General features: G+C 71.2%; 10 protein-coding genes, 3 pseudogenes and 2 other annotated features. Of the genes and pseudogenes, 5 read left to right on the top strand and 8 right to left on the bottom strand.

Going from position 1 to position 17,826, the window contains the following annotated elements; all coding sequences use genetic code 11:
• Positions 1-285: 285 nt before the first annotated feature.
• The 3 genes and pseudogenes from Ae150APs1_RS31790 to Ae150APs1_RS32465 all read right to left on the bottom strand — a co-directional run.
• A pseudogene (locus tag Ae150APs1_RS31790) lies at positions 286-2,984 on the bottom strand (type I polyketide synthase); the annotation flags it as partial.
• A gap of 45 nt (positions 2,985-3,029) precedes the next feature.
• Positions 3,030-4,985, bottom strand: a complete 1,956-nt coding sequence (locus tag Ae150APs1_RS32470) for an acyltransferase domain-containing protein (protein WP_075294940.1) — start codon at positions 4,983-4,985, stop codon at positions 3,030-3,032.
• Positions 4,943-6,181: a polyketide synthase gene (locus Ae150APs1_RS32465; RefSeq protein WP_075294938.1), complete on the bottom strand. Its 1,239-nt coding sequence runs from the start codon at positions 6,179-6,181 to the stop codon at positions 4,943-4,945. The genes Ae150APs1_RS32470 and Ae150APs1_RS32465 overlap by 43 nt, the downstream gene beginning before the upstream one ends.
• 214 nt (positions 6,182-6,395) lie before the next feature.
• On the opposite strand from Ae150APs1_RS32465, the gene Ae150APs1_RS00220 reads away from it, so the two are divergent.
• The 5 genes and pseudogenes from Ae150APs1_RS00220 to Ae150APs1_RS00190 all read left to right on the top strand — a co-directional run bounded on the left by Ae150APs1_RS00220 (position 6,396) and on the right by Ae150APs1_RS00190 (position 12,851).
• On the top strand, positions 6,396-7,811 hold the full coding sequence (locus Ae150APs1_RS00220) for a glycosyltransferase (RefSeq protein ID WP_075294936.1): 1,416 nt from the start codon (positions 6,396-6,398) through the stop codon (positions 7,809-7,811).
• A gap of 33 nt (positions 7,812-7,844) precedes the next feature.
• Positions 7,845-10,205 (top strand): cytochrome P450, encoded by a 2,361-nt coding sequence (locus tag Ae150APs1_RS33095; RefSeq protein WP_249266154.1) that lies wholly within the window; start codon positions 7,845-7,847, stop codon positions 10,203-10,205.
• Between the two features lie 34 nt (positions 10,206-10,239).
• A pseudogene (locus Ae150APs1_RS00200) lies at positions 10,240-11,486 on the top strand (IS3 family transposase).
• Positions 10,521-10,649: a sequence feature (AL1L pseudoknot), on the top strand. It overlaps the preceding pseudogene by 129 nt.
• Before the next feature lie 102 nt (positions 11,487-11,588).
• Positions 11,589-11,918: a metalloregulator ArsR/SmtB family transcription factor gene (locus Ae150APs1_RS00195; RefSeq protein WP_060572285.1), complete on the top strand. Its 330-nt coding sequence runs from the start codon at positions 11,589-11,591 to the stop codon at positions 11,916-11,918.
• A 15-nt stretch (positions 11,919-11,933) separates the two neighbouring features.
• Positions 11,934-12,851: a hypothetical protein gene (locus tag Ae150APs1_RS00190; RefSeq protein WP_075294935.1), complete on the top strand. Its 918-nt coding sequence runs from the start codon at positions 11,934-11,936 to the stop codon at positions 12,849-12,851.
• 434 nt (positions 12,852-13,285) lie between these two features.
• Here the strand turns inward: Ae150APs1_RS00190 and Ae150APs1_RS00185 are convergent, their stop codons facing one another.
• The 5 genes and pseudogenes from Ae150APs1_RS00185 to Ae150APs1_RS00160 all read right to left on the bottom strand — a co-directional run bounded on the left by Ae150APs1_RS00185 (position 13,286) and on the right by Ae150APs1_RS00160 (position 17,773).
• Entirely contained in the window at positions 13,286-13,627 is a 342-nt protein-coding gene (locus Ae150APs1_RS00185; RefSeq protein ID WP_075294933.1) for a hypothetical protein, read from the bottom strand.
• 289 nt (positions 13,628-13,916) lie between these two features.
• Positions 13,917-14,402 carry a serine/threonine-protein kinase gene (locus Ae150APs1_RS00180; protein ID WP_083679851.1) on the bottom strand — a complete coding sequence of 162 codons (486 nt, stop codon included), beginning with the start codon at positions 14,400-14,402 and terminating at the stop codon, positions 13,917-13,919.
• A gap of 37 nt (positions 14,403-14,439) precedes the next feature.
• Positions 14,440-15,686: pseudogene (locus tag Ae150APs1_RS00175) on the bottom strand (IS3 family transposase).
• Positions 15,277-15,405, bottom strand: a sequence feature (AL1L pseudoknot). (Overlaps the previous pseudogene by 129 nt.)
• A 498-nt stretch (positions 15,687-16,184) precedes the next feature.
• Positions 16,185-16,829 (bottom strand): hypothetical protein, encoded by a 645-nt coding sequence (locus Ae150APs1_RS00165; protein WP_075294925.1) that lies wholly within the window; start codon positions 16,827-16,829, stop codon positions 16,185-16,187.
• Between the two features lie 338 nt (positions 16,830-17,167).
• On the bottom strand, positions 17,168-17,773 hold the full coding sequence (locus Ae150APs1_RS00160; RefSeq protein WP_060572307.1) for a TetR/AcrR family transcriptional regulator: 606 nt from the start codon (positions 17,771-17,773) through the stop codon (positions 17,168-17,170).
• Positions 17,774-17,826: the final 53 nt, after the last annotated feature.

The following is a 17,826-nucleotide window of genomic DNA, read 5'->3' as shown; positions in this document are numbered from 1 at the left end:
GTCCGTGCCGGTCGCGGAGACCACCAGCCAGTCACCGGTCGGTCCGGTGCGGGGCGGCTGCGGGGCCGTCGCCCACTCGACGCGGTAGCGCCAGGCGTCGACGTCCGCGCGGTCGGCGCGGGACCGGCGCCAGGCCGACAGCCCGGGAAGGATCGCGGCGACCGACGCCTCGTCGGTGCCGAGCGCCGCGGTCAGGGCGGGCAGGTCGGCCTGCTCGACGGCGGTCCAGAACTCGGCGTCCATCACGCCGGTGTCCGGGGCCGCGGCGGTCACGGCCCGGGTGCTCCAGTACCGCTCGTGCTGGAACGGGTAGGTGGGCAGGTCCACCCGGGCCGCGGCGCCGGCGTCGGACAGGACCGCCCAGTCGACGTCGAGGCCGCGGACGTACAGCTCCGCCGCGGACAGCAGGAACCGGTCGTGGCCACCCTGGTCGCGACGCAGCGTCCCACCGGCGACACCGGGTGCGCGGCCGACTCGACGAACACCCGGTGCCCGGCCGCGGCGAGCGCGCCGACGGCGTCGGCGAACCGGACGCGGTTGCGCAGGTTCTCGTACCAGTAGGAGGCGTCCATCGTGGACGTGTCCAGCAGGTCGCCGGTCAGCGTCGAGTACAGCGGCACCGCGGACGCCTGCGGGGACAGGCCCGCGAGGGTCTCCAGGATCTCCCCGCGCAGGTCCTCGACCTGGTGCGAGTGCGAGGCGTAGTCGACCGCGATGCGGCGGACCCGGACCCCCTCGCCGTCGAGCACCGCGCCGAGCTCGTCGAGCGCCTGCGGCTCCCCGGAGACGACGACCGAGCGGGGTCCGTTGACCGCGGCCACCGAGACCCGGCCCGCGTACCCCTCCAGCCGGCCGGACACCGCGTCGACGGGCAGCGCGACCGACATCATGCCGCCCCGTCCGGCCAGCGACCGCCCGATCGCCCGGCTGCGCAGGGCCACGACCCGGGCCCCGTCGTGCAGCGACAGCGCACCGGACACGACGGCCGCCGCGATCTCGCCCTGCGAGTGGCCGACCACCGCGTCCGGCTCCACACCGTGGGCGCGCCACAGCGCCGCGAGCGCGACCATCACCGCGAAGGACGCCGGCTGCAGCACGTCCACCCGCTCCGCGTCCGGCGCGCCGCCGGCGCCGCGGAGCACGTCGTGCAGCGACCAGCCGGTGACTGGGTCGAGGGCGCCGGCGCACTCCGCGATCCGCGCGGCGAACACCGGGGACTCGTCGAGCAGCCGGGCACCCATCCCGAGCCACTGCGCCCCCTGGCCGGGGAACACGAACACGGTGCGGCCCTCGACGTCGGCGACGCCGTGCACGACGTGCGGGGCGGGCGTCCCGGCCGCGAGCGCCCGGGTCCCGTCGAGCAGGTCGTCGCGCCCGGCACCGACGACGACGGCCCGGTGCTCGTGCCGGGCGCGGGTGGCCAGCAGCGCGTGGCCGACGTCGTGCGGGCCGGCGGTGCTGTCGTCGCGCAGGCGGGTGTGCAGCGCGGCCGCCCGGTCGCGGCGGGCCTGCGCGGTGTGCCCGGACAGGACCCACGCGACGACGCCGTCGGGGCGCGCCCCCGCCCCGGTCTCCTCCTCGGCGGGTGCCTGCTCCAGCACGGCGTGGGCGTTGGTGCCGCTGATGCCGAACGACGACACCCCGGCCCGCCGGGGGCGGCCGGTCTCCGGCCACGCGGTGCGCTCGTCGAGCAGCCGCACCGACCCGGCCGACCAGTCCACGTGCGACGACGGCTCGGCGGCGTGCAGGGTCGGCGGCAGCACCCCGTGGCGGAGCGCCTGCACCATCTTGATCACGCCGGCGACGCCGGCGGCGGCCTGGGTGTGGCCGATGTTCGACTTGAGCGAACCCAGGTGCAGCGGTGTCCCGGCGTCGCGGTCGCGGCCGTAGGTGGCGAGGATCGCCTGGGCCTCGATCGGGTCGCCGAGCCGGGTGCCGGTGCCGTGCGCCTCGACGGCGTCGACGTCGGCGGGGGTGAGCCCGGCCCGCTCCAGTGCCTGGGTGATGACGCGTTCCTGGGACGGCCCGTGCGGTGCGGTCAGGCCGTTCGAGGCGCCGTCCTGGTTCACCGCGGAGCCGCGGAGGACGGCGAGCACCCGGTGCCCGTTGGCGCGGGCGTCGGAGAGCCGCTCCGCCACCAGCACACCGACGCCCTCGGCCCAGCCGGTGCCGTCGGCGTCGTCGGAGAACGCCTTGCAGCGCCCGTCCACCGACAACCCGCCCTGGGCGCTGAACTCCACGAAGACCGACGGGTCGGCGAGGATCGTCACCCCGCCGACGACGGCGAGCGACGACTCACCACTGCGCAGCGAGTGCGCCGCCAGGTGCAGCGCGACCAGCGACGACGAGCACGCGGTGTCCACGGTGACCGCGGGGCCCTCGAGCCCGAGCGTGTAGGAGAGCCGCCCGGACAGGACGCTCGCGGCGGTGCCGGTCAGGGCGTGCCCGCCCAGCTCGGTGCCGGCGTCGGCGGACGGGCTGCCCCAGTGGTACGAGCCGACGAAGACACCGGCCGGGCTCCCGCGCAGCGAGGTGGGGTCGATCCCGGCGCGTTCGAGGGCCTCCCAGGAGACCTCCAGCAGCAGCCGCTGCTGCGGGTCCATCGCGGCCGCCTCGCGCGGGGAGATCCCGAAGAACCCGGCGTCGAACCCGGCGGCGTCGTCGAGGAACCCGCCGCGGGCGGTGGCGCTGCCGCCCTCGCCGGTGCCCCGCAGCGCGTCGAGGTCCCAGCCGCGGTCGCCCGGGAACTCCGCGATCCCGTCGCCACCGGCGGACACCAGATCCCACAACGAATCCGGGGAATCGACGCCGCCGGGCAACCGGCAGCCCATTCCGACGATCGCGACCGGTTCGTTCCCGATCGATTCCAGTTCGTCGATACGGCGGCGGGCACGGCGCAGATCCGTCGTGACCCGGCGGAGCGAGTCGACGATTCTGTCCTGCTTGTCCGGCGATTCCTGCGGCTGGTTCCGGTGGTCCTGCATCGGCTCGTCCTCGTCATCCGGTCGCGCGCGGAGGCAGCGAATTCGTCATGCGGTGTCGAACTCTTCGTCGATGATGTCGAGCAGCCTGTCGACCGACACCGAGTCGAGGTCCTCGTCGGGGACTGCTCCCCCGGGGCCGGGACGGCGCAGCCCGGCGGCCAGGGCGTCCAGGCGGTCGGCGACGGCCCGGCGGTCCGGTCCGTCGCCGGGCAGCCCGGCCAGCGCCGCCTCCAGGCCGGCCAGCTCGGCCCCGCAGGGCTCCTGCGGTCCCGGGTCGAGCAGGTCGCCCAGCGCGCGGGCGGCGAGCTCGGGCGTCGGGAAGCTGAACACCAGCGTCGCGGGCAGTCGCAGTCCGGTGTGGCGGGCGAGGCGGTCGCAGAGCTCGACGCCGGCGAGCGAGTCGAAGCCCAGCTCCTTGAACACGCTGCGGACGCCGACGTCGGCGGGATCGGGGTGCCCGAGGACGGCGGCGGTGTGCGTGCGGACCAGGTCGAGCAGTGCCTTCTCGCGCACCGCGGGGGGCATCGCGGCGTAGCGCTCACCGGGGTCGCCCGCCACCGTCCCGGGGCGCGCGGGATCGGGTCGGTCGGTCGGGGCGGGGTCCGTGACGGTCCGGGCGTCGTGGGCGGAGTCCGCCGTGGTCCGGGCACCGGAGGCCGGGAGCAGCCCCGGCGCCCCGCCCGGGTTCCCGGGCGTCGGGGGCGCCGGCCAGTGCCGGACGCCGCGGAACGCGTAGGTGGGCAGCGGGACCCGGCGGGCGCCGGTCCCGGCGTGGAAGGTGTGCCAGTCGACCGGCACGCCGAGCGCGTGCAGCCGCCCCAGCGCGACGGCGAACGACGCCTCCTCCGGCCGGTCCCGGCGCAGCACCGGGACGGCGTGCGCCGCGCTGTCCGGGCCGAGGGTGTCGCGGGCCATCGCCGACAGCACCCCGCCCGGACCGAGCTCGACGAGCACGTCGACGCCGTCGGCGGCGAGGGCCCGGACGCCGTCGGCGAACCGGACGGTGCCGCGCACGTGCCGCACCCAGTATCCCGGGTCGGTGGCAGCGAGCCCGCCGAGCTCGCCGGTCAGGTTCGAGACCAGCGGGATCTCCGGCTCGGCGAAGGTCAGTCCCTCGACGACGTCGCGGAACGCGTCGAGCATCGGGTCCATCCGCGGCGAGTGGAACGCGTGCGACACCGCCAGCCGGCTGGTGCGGCGGCCCCGGCCGGCCAGGTCGGCGGCCAGCGCGGTGACGGCGTCGTCGTCACCGGCGACGACGACCGAGCCGGGCCCGTTCACCGCGGCCAGCGCGACCCGGTCGCCGAGCAGCGGTGCGACCTCGTCCTCGGACGCCTCGACCGCGACCATCGCGCCGCCGGCCGGCAGTGCCTGCATGAGCGTGGCGCGGGCGGCGACGAGGCGCGCGGCGTCGTCGAGCGACAGCACCCCGGCGACGTGCGCGGCGGTGATCTCGCCGATGGAGTGGCCCCCGACCGCGGCCGGGCGCAGGCCCAGGGCCGTGACCAGGCGGAACAACGCCACCTCGACGGCGAACAACGCGGGCTGGGTCCAGCCGGTCTCGTCGAGCAGGGCGGCCGCGTCGTCCCCGGTGCCCCAGAGGACGTCGCGGACCGGCCGGTCGAGATGGGGGTCGAGGGCGTCGGCGACGTCGTCGAGGGCGCGGGCGAACACCGGGAAGCGGGCGGCGAGCGCGCGGCCGGTCCCGAGCCGCTGGCTGCCCTGCCCGGAGAACAGGACCGCGGCGCGGCGCGGCGCGGCCTCCTCGCGGGCCACCTCGACCGGGCCGTGCTCGCCGGGCAGCAGGACCGCGCGGTGCCGCAGCGCGGCGCGGCCGGTGGCCAGCGACCAGCCGACGTCGCGCGGGTCGGGCGCGCCGGGCCCGGTGGTGTGCGCCCGCAGGCGCTCGATCTGGGCGTCGAGGTCGCGGGCGGCGGCGGCGGAGACCGGCCAGGGCGTCACCGCGGACGGCGCGGTCCCGCGCTCCGCGGCGCCGGGCACGTCGGCGGCCGGGGCTCCTCGACGATCACGTGCGCGTTGGTGCCGCTGATCCCGAACGACGACACCCCGGCGCGGCGCGGCCGGTCGCCGCGCGGCCACGGCACCGGCGCGGTGCGCAGCGCGAGGGCCCCGGCCGACCAGTCGACCCGGGTGCTGGGGGTGCCGGCGTGCCGGGTCGCGGGCAGCAGCTCGTGCCGCAGTGCCTGCACGATCGCGATCAGCCCGGCGATCCCGGCCGCGGCCTGCGCGTGCCCGATGACCGACTTGAGCGAGCCGACCCACAGCGGGCGGTCCGGGTCCCGGTCCTGCCCGTAGGTGGCGAGCAGGGCGCGCGCCTCCACCGGGTCGCCGACCGGGGTGCCGGTGCCGTGCGCCTCGACGGCGTCGACGTCGGCCGCGGTCAGGCCCGCGTCGGCGAGCGCGTCGCGGATCATCCGCTCCTGCGCGGCACCGCTCGGCGCGGTCAGTCCGTCGGTGGCGCCGTCGGCGGTGATCGCCGAGCCGCGCAGCACCGCGAGGACGGGGTCGCCGTCCGCGCGGGCGTCGGAGAGCCGCTTGAGCACGACGACGCCGACACCCTCCGCCCAGGCGGTGCCGTCGGCGTCGTCGGCGAAGACCTTGCAGCGACCGTCGGGGGCGAGGCCGCCCTGGCGGGAGTGCCCGACCAGCGCCGCCGGGGTGGACATCACGCACACGCCGCCGGCCAGGGCGGCGGTGCACTCCCCCGCGTCCAGCGACCGGATCGCGAGGTGCAGCGCCACCAGCGACGACGACGACGTCGTGTCCACGGTCAGCGCGGGCCCCTCCAGCCCGAGCAGGTGCGCGAGCCGGCCCGAGGTGAGACCGGGGATCAGACCGGTGAGGGCGTGCCCGGCGAGGTCGTCCGGCGAGTTCTGGACGGCCCCGGCGTAGTCCTGCGGGTCGGTGGAGACGGCCTCGCGGGGGGACATCCCGAAGAACGCGGCGTCGAAGTCCCCGGCGCCGTCGAGGAACCCGGCGGTGCGGGTCGCGCAGCGCCCCGGCCCGTCGCCGTGCAGGGCGCCGATGTCCCAGCCGCGGTCGTCCGGGAAGCCGGTGGCGGTCTCGCGGCCGGAACACAGCAGGTCCCAGAAGCCGTCGGCGTCGCGCACGCCGCCCGGGTAGCGGCACGCCATCCCGACGACCACCACCGGGTCGGCGCCGTGTCCTGCCGTCATGCCTCACCCCTGCACACGAATTCGGTCGTCTCGATGTGCGGGGACCGTACGGTCGGCGCGGCTGTGGTTTTCCCTAAGGAATGGGACGCGGCGGTGGCGAAGACTAGGGATTCCCCGGCCACCGGCGTGGGATCAACTACCTGATCGCTGCACCGCGCCGCGGTGCGCCACGCGGCGGGCATCGGCCCGTCACAGTCGGAGAGGGTGTCTACCCATGGGCGCGAATCGGCGGCCAATCCTGTTCGTCAGCTACGCGGAGAGCGGACTGCTCAATCCGCTTCTGGTACTCGCCGGGGAACTGTCCCGGCGCGAGGTCGGGGACCTGTTCTTCGCCGCCGACGAGAAGGCACGCGACGACGTCGAGAGCGCGGGCACCGGCAGCCCCGTCACCTTCACCTCGCTCGGCGACACCGTGTCGGAGATGTCCGCGGTGACGTGGGACGACGAGACCTACGCCGCGGTGACCCAGCGGGACCGGTTCAAGGCGCACGCCGCGGTCATCCGGCACTCGTTCGCTCCGGAGTCGCGGATCGAGAAGTACCGGGCGCTGGAACGCGTCGTCGAGGAGGCCCGCCCGGCCCTCATGGTGATCGAGAGCATGTGCCAGTACGGCTACGAGCTCGCGATCACGAAGGGCATCCCGTTCGTGCTCGGCGTGCCGTTCGTGCCCAGCAACGTGCTCACCTCGCACGTGCCGTTCGCGACGTCCTACACGCCGTCGGGGTTTCCGGTGCCGCACTCCGGACTGCCCGCCGACATGACGCTGCGGCAGAAGGTCGCCAACCAGCTCTTCCGGATCCGGACGCTCGGCATGTTCGTGACCAAGGAGACGCGGAAGGTCGTCGAGCGCGACGACGCCGTCCGGGCCGAGCTGGGCATCGCGCCCGAGGCCCGGCAGATGATGGCCCGCATCGACCACGCCGAGCAGGTCCTCTGCTACTCGGTGCCGGAGCTGGACTACCCGTTCGACCTGCACGAGAAGCTGCGCCTCGTCGGCACGATGGTCCCGCCGCTGCCCCAGGTCGCCGACGGCGGCGAGCTCACCGACTGGCTGGACGAGAACCCGTCGGTCGTCTACATGGGATTCGGGACGATCACCCGGCTGACCCGGCCCCAGGTCGCGTCGCTGGTCGAGGTCGCGCGACGGCTGGACGAGCAGGGCCACCAGGTGCTGTGGAAGCTGCCGCGCGAGCAGCAGGAGATGCTCCCGCCCGCCGACGAGCTGCCCGGGAACCTGCGGATCGAGAGCTGGGTGCCGTCCCAGCTCGACGTACTGGCCCACCCGAGCGTGAAGGTGTTCTTCACCCACGCCGGCGGCAACGGCTACCACGAGGGCCTCTACTTCGGGAAGCCGCTGGTGGTCCGCCCGCTCTGGGTGGACTGCGACGACCAGGCCGTCCGCGGCCAGGACTTCGGGGTCAGCCTCACCGTCGACCACCCGGAGACCGTCGACACCGCCGACGTCCTCGACAAGGTCACCCGGGTCCTCGACGACCCGGCCTTCACCGAGCGCGCCGCACACATGGGCCGGCTGCTGCAGGAGGCGGGCGGCCGCGCCGCCGCCGCGGACCTGCTCCTCGGCCTGCCCGCGCTCGCCGGGTCCGGCGCCCCGGCCGCCCGGACCGCCTGACCCCACCCGACTCCACCGACCCAGGGAATCGCGATGTCCTTCACCCAACCGGTGTCCAAGCCGTGGCTCGACGGCCACGAGCTCTCCTACGTCACCGACGCCGTCGGCGGCGGCTGGATCTCCTCGCAGGGCCCCTACATCGCGCGGTTCGAGGAGGCGTTCGCCGCCTGGAACGGCGTCCCGCACGGGGTCGCGTGCTCGTCCGGGACGACGGCGCTGACCCTCGCCCTGCGCGCACTCGGCGTCGGCCCCGGCGACGAGGTGATCGTCCCGGAGTTCACGATGATCGCCTCGGCGTGGGCCGTCACCTACACCGGCGCGACGCCGGTCTTCGTCGACTGCGGCGACGACCTGAACATCGACGTCACGCTCATCGAGGAGAAGATCACCCCGCGCACCAAGGTGATCATGCCGGTGCACGTCTACGGCCGCCGGTGCGACATGGAGCCGATCCTCGAGCTGGCCTACGAGTACAACCTGCGGGTCGTCGAGGACTCCGCCGAGGCGCACGGCGTCCTGCCCACCGGGGACATCGCCTGCTTCTCGCTGTTCGCCAACAAGATCATCACGTCCGGTGAGGGCGGGATCTGCGTGACCCGCGACGCCCACCTGGCCGGCCAGATGGCGCACCTCCGGGCGATGGCGTTCACCCGCGACCACAGCTTCCTGCACAAGAAGCTCGCCTACAACTACCGGATGACCAACATGCAGGCCGCCGTCGCGCTCGCGCAGACCGAGCAGCTCGACGGCATCCTGGCGGCCCGGCGCGACATCGAGAAGCGCTACGACGACGCCCTCCGCGACGTCCCCGGCGTCACCCTGATGCCGCCGCGGGACGTGCTCTGGATGTACGACGTGCGCGCCGAGCGCCGCGACGAGCTCCTCGCCCACCTCGCCGCGCAGGGCATCGACACCCGGGTGTTCTTCAAGCCGATGAGCCGCCAGCCGATGTACCTCGACCCGGTCTGGCCGTCGCTGAACGCGTCACGGCTGGCCGCCGACGGCTTCTACCTCCCCACCCACACCGGGCTGACCGCCGAGGACCAGGAGTTCATCACCGGCCAGGTCCGCGCGTTCTACGAGTGGCATGAGCACCGGCACCGAGGAGACCACGCCCGCCGGGTCCGGACCCGACACCGGAACCGGAACCGGGACCGGGACCGGGACTGCCTGCCCCGTCACCGGGGCCGGCAGTGCTGCCGCCGGAGCCGGTGGTGTTGCCGCCGAGGCCCATGGTGCCGCCGCCGGCTGCCCCGTCGCGTTCCCGCTGCGCCGCCCCGGCCGGCCGTTCCCGCCGCCCGAGTACGCCGACTACCGCGACGGCGGCGAGCCCGTCCGGTCCGAGCTGCCCAGCGGGCCGGTCTGGCTGATCACCCGGCACGCCGACGTCCGCGCCGTCCTCACCGCCCCCCCCCGATCAGCGCCGACCCGTCCCGTCCCGGCTTCCCGAAGGCGGCCCGGACCGGCGGGGCTCCGTCGGCGGACGAGGTGCCGGGCTGGTTCGTGTCGATGGACCCGCCGGAGCACGACCGGTTCCGCCGGACCCTGATCCCGGAGTTCACCGTCCGCAAGGTGCGCGCGCTGCGCCCGGAGATCCAGCAGATCGTCGACGAGCGGATCGACGCCGTCCTCGCCAAGGACGGCGCCGCCGACCTGATCGAGGACTTCGCGCTGCCGGTGCCGTCCCTGGTGATCGCCGGCATGCTCGGCGTCCCGAAGGCGGACCGCGACTTCTTCGAGGCGAAGACCCGCGTCCTGGTCACCCTCAGCTCCACCGACGACGAGCGCGACGCGGCCACCGCGGCCCTGCTCCGCTACCTGGGCCGGCTCATCCGGATCAAGGAACGGCGCCCCGGCACCGACCTGATCAGCCGACTCGCCGCGGCCGGGACCCTGTCGCGGCAGGAGCTCTCCGGCGTCGCGATGCTGCTGCTGATCGCCGGGCACGAGACGACGGCGAACAACATCGGCCTCGGCGTCGTCCAGCTGCCGACGAACCCGCAGTGGATCGGCGACGACCGCATCGTCGAGGAGCTGCTGCGCTACTACTCGGTGGCCGACCTGGTCGCGTTCCGGGTGGCCCTGGAGGACGTCGAGATCGGTGGCCGCACCATCCGCGCCGGTGAGGGCCTCGTACCGCTGCTCGCCGCCGCCAACCACGACGGCGACGCCTTCGACGGAGCCGGCGCCTTCGACCCGGACCGCTCCGCGCGCTCGCACGTGGCCTTCGGCTACGGCGTGCACCAGTGCCTGGGCCAGAACCTCGTGCGGCTGGAGATGGAGATCGCGTACCGGACCCTGTTCGAGCGCATCCCGACCCTCCGCCTGGCCGTGCCCGCCGAGGACCTGCTCGTGAAGTACGATGGCGTCCTCTTTGTCTCGCGCCGGGTTTGATGGAGGGTGTCAAGCCAGGAGATGATGAGCAGCGATGGCAGCCCCACGGAAGCACCCCAACGAGCTGCGGGAACGAGCGATCCGGCTGGTCCTCGACGCCAAGGCCGACCCTGTCAACGCCGGCACGAACGTCTGCCGCCGTATCGGTGACCAGCTGGGAATCCTTCCGGAAACCCTGCGCGGCTGGGTGAAGCAAGCCGAGATCGACGCTGGATCCCGGCCTGGGACGACGACCGATCAGGCCGCTCGGCTGGCGGAGCTGGAGCGGGAGACCCGTGAACTCCGCCGGGCCAACACCATTCTCAAGTCCGCTTCGGCTTTCTTCGCGGCGGAGCTCGACCGCCCGCAACGGTAGTCACCGACTACATCGACAAGAACAGGAACGAGTTCGGGGTCGGGCCGATCTGTGCCGTGCTGAAAGACGCCGGTATCCCGATCGCCCCGAGTGCCTACTATGCGGCGAAGACCCGTCCACCCTCGGCCCGGGCGGAACGCGACATCCTCGTCTCCGCCGAGATCGCACGCGTGCACGCCGAGAACTACGGCGTCTACGGCGTCCGGAAAGTCTGGGCACAGCTGGGCCGCGAAGGCGGCGTGGACGACCGGCCGGTCGCGCGGTGCACCGTCGGCCGGCTCATGAAAGCCGCAGGCCTGCGCGGTGTCCGGCGGCAGCGGGTGCCGCGGACCACCATCCGTGCCGACAGCCCCGACCTGCGCCCGGACCTGGTCGAGCGCGACTTCACCGCGACGGCCCCGAACCGGTTGTGGGTCGCCGACATCACCTACATCTAGACGCATTCCGGTTGGGTGTATGCCTCGTTCGTCTTGGACGCGTTCTCCCGGAGGATCGTGGGTTGGCAGCTGTCACGTCATCTCTACACCGATCTCGCCCTAGACGCACTCAACATGGGGATCTGGATCAGGGAACGCAGCGGTGCAGATCTGTCGCGGTTAACGCATCATTCGGACCGCGGTGTCCAATACGTTGCCATTCGCTACACTGAGCGGCTCGGCGAAGCTGGTGTCGTCGCTTCCGTCGGGTCGGTCGGCGATTCCTATGATAACGCGATGGCGGAGGCATTCAACTCGTTGTTCAAGGCCGAATTGATCCGCAACAAGGGGCCGTGGGCGGGGATCAGCGACCTTGAACTCGCGGTCGCCGAGTACGTCGACTGGTACAACCACCGCCGACTACACGGCGAACTCGGCTTCGTCCCGCCGGTCGAGTACGAGATCCATAACGCCACCACCACGACCGCCCGGCAGCCCGCCGGAGCATGAGAACTCAGCCTCTACCAAACCCGGCACTTGACAAAGCACGTGACTCGTCTGGACACGGCCGGGCTGCGGCGCGATCCCCCTCCATGCCTGCAGGATGGGGTGATGAGTCGCCCCCTCTATCAGGTCAAAGCTGAGTTCTTCAAGACATTGGGGCACCCGGTCCGGATTCGGGTGTTGGAGTTGCTCAGCCAGCGCGAGCACGCGGTGGCCGAGCTCCGTGCCGATGTCGCGATCGAGCCAGCGTCTCTGTCCCAGCAGCTCGCCGTTCTCCGCCATGCCGGTGTCGTTCGATCCCGTAAGCAGGGGTCCGCCGTGTACTACTCCATCACCAGTCCCGAGATCGCCCAGCTCTTGGTGGTCGCGCGGTCGATCTTGACCGGGATGTACTCGGACCAGGCGGAACTTCTCGAGGAACTGCGGTCTGCTCCATGAGCATCACGGAGCGATGTGGAAGCCAACGAATCTGAGGCCGATTCCGCCGACGGCTCCGGCATCGGCGGCCCGGCCGACACCGCCGGTACCGCGGTCGCGGTCGTCAGCGACGGTAGCCGTCACAGCCAGCACACCAGCCGACGATCGCTGAACGAGGCGCTCGCCACCGATGCCGAGATCGTGGCCGGCCTCGGAGGTTTCGCCGCCGATCCGGTCGTTGTTCCCGCCTCGACCGACGGTTCCCTCGACGTCACCGGGTTGTTGGACGCGCTCGAGAAACTGCCGCGCCGCTACCGCGCGGTCTTCCTCACCCGGACCAGGGTCCCCTCGGACTTCCTCGACGCGGTCCACGGACGTGCGGACCTGCCCCTGGTGCTCTCGGAGCAAGCGGCGAGCATGACGGTCCTGTGTGCCTCAGCCTTGGCGCACCTGCGCCGTACCGAACGCACACCGCTGGAGAGCCGGGTCCTGCTGGCCGGCGCGCACCTGATGCCTGATCTCGGGCCGTTACTGATGCTCGCCGGGTTCTATCACCAGACTTTCTGGAGCGACCGGGATCGACAGACCATCTCCCTCGAGCGGACCAGCGATCTGGCCGACGTCGTCATCGACGTCCGTCAAGGGTCCGCTCCGGCGGTCCAAACTGCGCTGATCGCCCAAAACTTCCCCGACGGAGCGGTCATCCGTCCGACCGGGCTCGATGCCCGCACGCTGGTCGCTCCGGGGATCTTGAGGGTCGCATTGGAATCACCTCCCACCTCGATCCAGGTGCGGTTGCCACTTCTGCGCCGGTGCGCCGAAGCACTGGCACAGTCCCTGCCGCTGACGATGCCGTGGCCGGGCCTGAGCGAGGACCAGCGTGGGGAGACAGTCACGAAGTCGGTGGCCGATGCAGTCAGACGAGGCCTCGATCCCCGCATAGTAGATCCCTGACTGTGGAACATCGTGAGGTCGTCCAGGAATCAGCGACGATGACCGTGCGACCCGCCGTGCGGTCGTTGGTATCAGTAGGTCGATGTCGGCGCCTGGATGTGCCGCCGAACGCGGGCTGAGACGCCCGGCAGACCACCGTGCCTCTCGACAGTCCACCTCACGGCGGCGCGGGACCAGCAGCCGAACCGCCACCGAGCAAGTGGCCGAAGGCGGCATCAAGTCCGTGCCGGGCGCCGAGGACGATCATGAGGGCGTTGTACTCGTCGGCGACGGCGGCAAGCAGGAGCCATCACGCCTTCCGGGACCTCGATAGCCACCGCATCGAGGATGTGCGATCGTGACGTGGTGAGCCTGCCTAGCCTGGCGTAGGGCGATGACGACAGCGGCCCCCGGACTCGTTGTCGCAGGGGCCGCTGTTGTGGCGTGGACTGTGATCAGTCGACGCTGTCGCCGGCACCGCCGGCCTGGGCGCAGTTGTCGGACTGGTCGGTGACCGAGTCGCCCGACTTCGACTTGGCGTCGCCGAGGATTCCCAGGGCGCCGGTGAGGCCGTTGCCCGCCGCGGCGTCCTCGACCGGGACCTGCACGCCCAGCACGTTGACCGGGACGTTGTTGTTGCAGACCTGGACCGGCACGTCGACGTTGTTGCCGTTGAGCCCGGCGATCAGGCCGTCGGCGTCCTTGTCGATACCCCCGTCGGCGGCGAACGCCATCGGGCTGACCGCCAGCAGCGTCGCCACGGATCCGGCGACGACCATTCCAGCCTTCTTCAACACAGTGTTTCTCCTGTTGTGTCCCGGTCACACCCGCACGGGCCTGACCCACTCTTGCCGACATATCGAATAGGTGGGAGCCCATGCCAGCTGCTGGACATGTTTCCGGTCGTTCAGGATCGATTCAATCTGAGCAAGCCTATCGAGGGAACATATTGCTGACAGTTCGGTTACTCCTCCGATACGGCCAATCATTCAGCGTCCAGATCGATCAGGTCGGCCGCATCAGATCACCGAGAGCTTGGGATACCACTCGACGGAGGTACGCCTTTGGGTAGTCGGTCGGTTGGTGTCACTGACGGTGGGCGAGTCGGATGGACAGGTCTGCGGCGAGGATGCGGTCGTCGGGGCGGGTGTAGGTCGCCGCCCGGAGAGCCTCCTGCAGGAAGCTGGGCAGTGTGGCGGGCACGCGAGGTCTGCGATGCAGCCGGGCCACCGCGGACTCGATGGGGGTTCCGGGGTATTCGCGCTGCCCGGTGAGTGCTTCGATCAGCAGCAGCCCGAGGGCGTAGACGTCGGCGGCGGGGCTCACCGAGTCGCCGCTGGCCTGTTCGGGTGCCAGGTAGGCGGCCGTGCCGAGGATGGTGCCGGTCTGGGTCAGGGACGCATAGCCCATGACGCGTGCGATACCGAAGTCGGTCAGCCGGGCGCGGCCGGTACGGGCGCAGAGCAGGATGTTGGAAGGTTTGACGTCGCGGTGCACAACTCCCCGGGCGTGAATGTGGGCGAGCCCGCCGGCGACCTCGGCGCCGATCCCGCAGGCCTGCTCAGGCGTCAGTGGCTGTCAAGTGCCGGGTTTGGTAGAGGCTGAGTTCTCATGCTCCGGCGGGCTGCCGGGCGGTCGTGGTGGTGGCGTTATGGATCTCGTACTCGACCGGCGGGACGAAGCCGAGTTCGCCGTGTAGTCGGCGGTGGTTGTACCAGTCGACGTACTCGGCGACCGCGAGTTCAAGGTCGCTGATCCCCGCCCACGGCCCCTTGTTGCGGATCAATTCGGCCTTGAACAACGAGTTGAATGCCTCCGCCATCGCGTTATCATAGGAATCGCCGACCGACCCGACGGAAGCGACGACACCAGCTTCGCCGAGCCGCTCAGTGTAGCGAATGGCAACGTATTGGACACCGCGGTCCGAATGATGCGTTAACCGCGACAGATCTGCACCGCTGCGTTCCCTGATCCAGATCCCCATGTTGAGTGCGTCTAGGGCGAGATCGGTGTAGAGATGACGTGACAGCTGCCAACCCACGATCCTCCGGGAGAACGCGTCCAAGACGAACGAGGCATACACCCAACCGGAATGCGTCTAGATGTAGGTGATGTCGGCGACCCACAACCGGTTCGGGGCCGTCGCGGTGAAGTCGCGCTCGACCAGGTCCGGGCGCAGGTCGGGGCTGTCGGCACGGATGGTGGTCCGCGGCACCCGCTGCCGCCGGACACCGCGCAGGCCTGCGGCTTTCATGAGCCGGCCGACGGTGCACCGCGCGACCGGCCGGTCGTCCACGCCGCCTTCGCGGCCCAGCTGTGCCCAGACTTTCCGGACGCCGTAGACGCCGTAGTTCTCGGCGTGCACGCGTGCGATCTCGGCGGAGACGAGGATGTCGCGTTCCGCCCGGGCCGAGGGTGGACGGGTCTTCGCCGCATAGTAGGCACTCGGGGCGATCGGGATACCGGCGTCTTTCAGCACGGCACAGATCGGCCCGACCCCGAACTCGTTCCTGTTCTTGTCGATGTAGTCGGTGACTACCGTTGCGGGCGGTCGAGCTCCGCCGCGAAGAAAGCCGAAGCGGACTTGAGAATGGTGTTGGCCCGGCGGAGTTCACGGGTCTCCCGCTCCAGCTCCGCCAGCCGAGCGGCCTGATCGGTCGTCGTCCCAGGCCGGGATCCAGCGTCGATCTCGGCTTGCTTCACCCAGCCGCGCAGGGTTTCCGGAAGGATTCCCAGCTGGTCACCGATACGGCGGCAGACGTTCGTGCCGGCGTTGACAGGGTCGGCCTTGGCGTCGAGGACCAGCCGGATCGCTCGTTCCCGCAGCTCGTTGGGGTGCTTCCGTGGGGCTGCCATCGCTGCTCATCATCTCCTGGCTTGACACCCTCCATCAAACCCGGCGCGAGACAGCCCAGATCACAATGCCGCTGGAAGTCCAAGCCCCACCGGGTTCGGCACTTCGCGACGGCCGATTCCGGCTTGAGTCCCGGCAAACCAAGAGACCACCGATGCTTGGACATGTACTGCCGCTGGGGAAAAGCCGACCACCCGAAACACCACCAATCCGGCCGCCGACCTACTGATTCGCTGGTCGAGACGGGTCGTCGTTTGACGTCACTGGTCGGGCTGGCTTGTACCGGATTGGTACCGGCTGCTTCGCCACTTGGCGACCAGGCTCGTCAGTGCACTCCACGCGCACCACCACGACGACGGGCTGAGCCTGGCGTTCACCACGTGGCCCGATCACTCCGCGAACACGTAGGCATCACCGGTGCAACGGACAGTCTGGTCGCGGCGCGACCTCTAAGGACGGGCCGTCGACCCATGATGGGACCGACGCGACATCGGACCGCGTCAACAGTCACTCTTGGGAACCAGCCCCTGCTCGCACGCGTACTGCATCTGGATCTCACCGCTGGTCGGCGCACGGCCAGCCAACGTGCCCGGGTCCAGGTATCCCTGGTAGGCCGAGCACGACGGGTCGAACTTCCCGGCAGCGATCGCCCGCTGCGCGCAGTTACCCCCAGACTTCCTCGTCTCCCGAGTCTTGTCAGTGGGCTGTCGGACTTGGCCGCGCCTGGCCGCCTCCTGCGCTTGCGCCTTCTCCTCGGCCGCCTTCTTCTCGGCCGCCGCAGCTCGGTCAACCTCCCTGCGGACTGCCTCGATCGCTCCGGCCACGGTCGCACTCAGGCTGGACGACCCCGCATCGAGACGGGGTAGCAGCGCGGCGGCAGGTACGGACTGGTTGACCGCCAACGGGGTCGTCGACTCGGCAGCGACTCGGTCGGCACCCGACGCTGCGGTGCACGCGACACTCACGAGAGTAGTAGCGATCACGCCGGCAAGGACGTAGCGGCCGATACCCATCGTTGCCTCCCGGTTCGCGACACCGACCGCCATGCGCTGGGGGCCTGCACACCGTGTCGCGGGTGGCCTAGCGATGGTTACGACGTCCGCCGAGTAGTCACCACTTCTGATGAGCGTGGCGAGGACCTGCACCTCGCCACTCCATTAGACACTCGGGCCAACGCCTGGACACCCAGCTTGGAAGGCCTCGCAAGACTGGCGTTCTCCGTCACTGACCTGTAAAAACAGCGGACTGCGCACCCCGCGGCTGACCGTGGTTGACCGCCGGTAGTTGCACGCCAATTGCACGCTCCGAGCACTGCGGTTCCCGATCACGACTTCTTCCATGTGAAAAAACCAGAGCGTCAGGCAGACGGGCGGGTAATGCCCATCCAGTGTGCCCGTCTCATCCCTGGGCGTCCGCAGGCAGTTGATCAAGCAGACCGTGGTCACCTCGGTGCCGCGCCCTGGATCCGGGGAGACGAGATCCGCTACGTCAGCCCGCACTTGTAAAGACACCGTCCACGGATGAGCGGTATGAAGATCTCGTCGATGATCTCTATCAGGACCTCGTCCGGTACGGCCGGAACACCGAGCAAGGCGTACTCGCCACGCAACACCGTCATAGGGAGCGCCGCCACCCTCGGATGCACGGCTTCCGGCGAAGCTTCGCCGCGCACCACCGCCTGGTCCACGATCGCCACCCAGGCGGCGTCCAGCGCGCCCCCTCCGGCCTGCTCGCGCAGCAGCTCCAGCAGCGCGGGCTCGTCGGCGGCCGCGGCCAGGAGATCACGCAGGATCTCCCCGCGAGGCGAGGACCAGGTCGAGTTGACCTGCCGCAGCAGCTCCAGGGCATCACTGCGGAGATTTCCTGTGTCCGCGGCCGGAGTGTGAGCGTCTGCCACGTATGTGTAGGCGGCGACGCCGAGCGCAGCGCGCCCGGGCCAGCGCCGGTAGATCGCGTTCTTGTTCGTGCCGGCGCGCAGCGCGACCTTGTCCATCGTCATACCGGCGTAGCCGGAAGCAACGAGTTCATCGGCGGCCGCACGCAGGATCGCCTGCTCCAGTTCCGCACCGCGCCGCCGCCCCCCTGTCACGGTACGGAGCGTACCTCCACCTGCTACGGTACTGCTCGTACCTTATGGAGGTT

Origin of the sequence: Pseudonocardia sp. Ae150A_Ps1 (assembly GCF_001932315.1) — a bacterium.
Lineage (GTDB): Bacteria > Actinomycetota > Actinomycetes > Mycobacteriales > Pseudonocardiaceae > Pseudonocardia.
Note: the sequence above shows the minus strand (reverse complement) of the source record. Positions and strands in the feature narration are given on the sequence as shown.

Excerpts from the sequence above, each read along its gene's own strand:
- Ae150APs1_RS32465 (WP_075294938.1), bottom strand. The coding sequence starts at position 6,181 with ATGACGGCAGGACACGGCGCCGACCCGGTGGTGGTCGTCGGGATGGCG.
- Ae150APs1_RS00195 (WP_060572285.1), top strand. The coding sequence starts at position 11,589 with ATGAGTCGCCCCCTCTATCAGGTCAAAGCTGAGTTCTTCAAGACATTG.
- Ae150APs1_RS33095 (WP_249266154.1), top strand. The coding sequence starts at position 7,845 with ATGTCCTTCACCCAACCGGTGTCCAAGCCGTGGCTCGACGGCCACGAG.
- Ae150APs1_RS00220 (WP_075294936.1), top strand. The coding sequence starts at position 6,396 with ATGGGCGCGAATCGGCGGCCAATCCTGTTCGTCAGCTACGCGGAGAGC.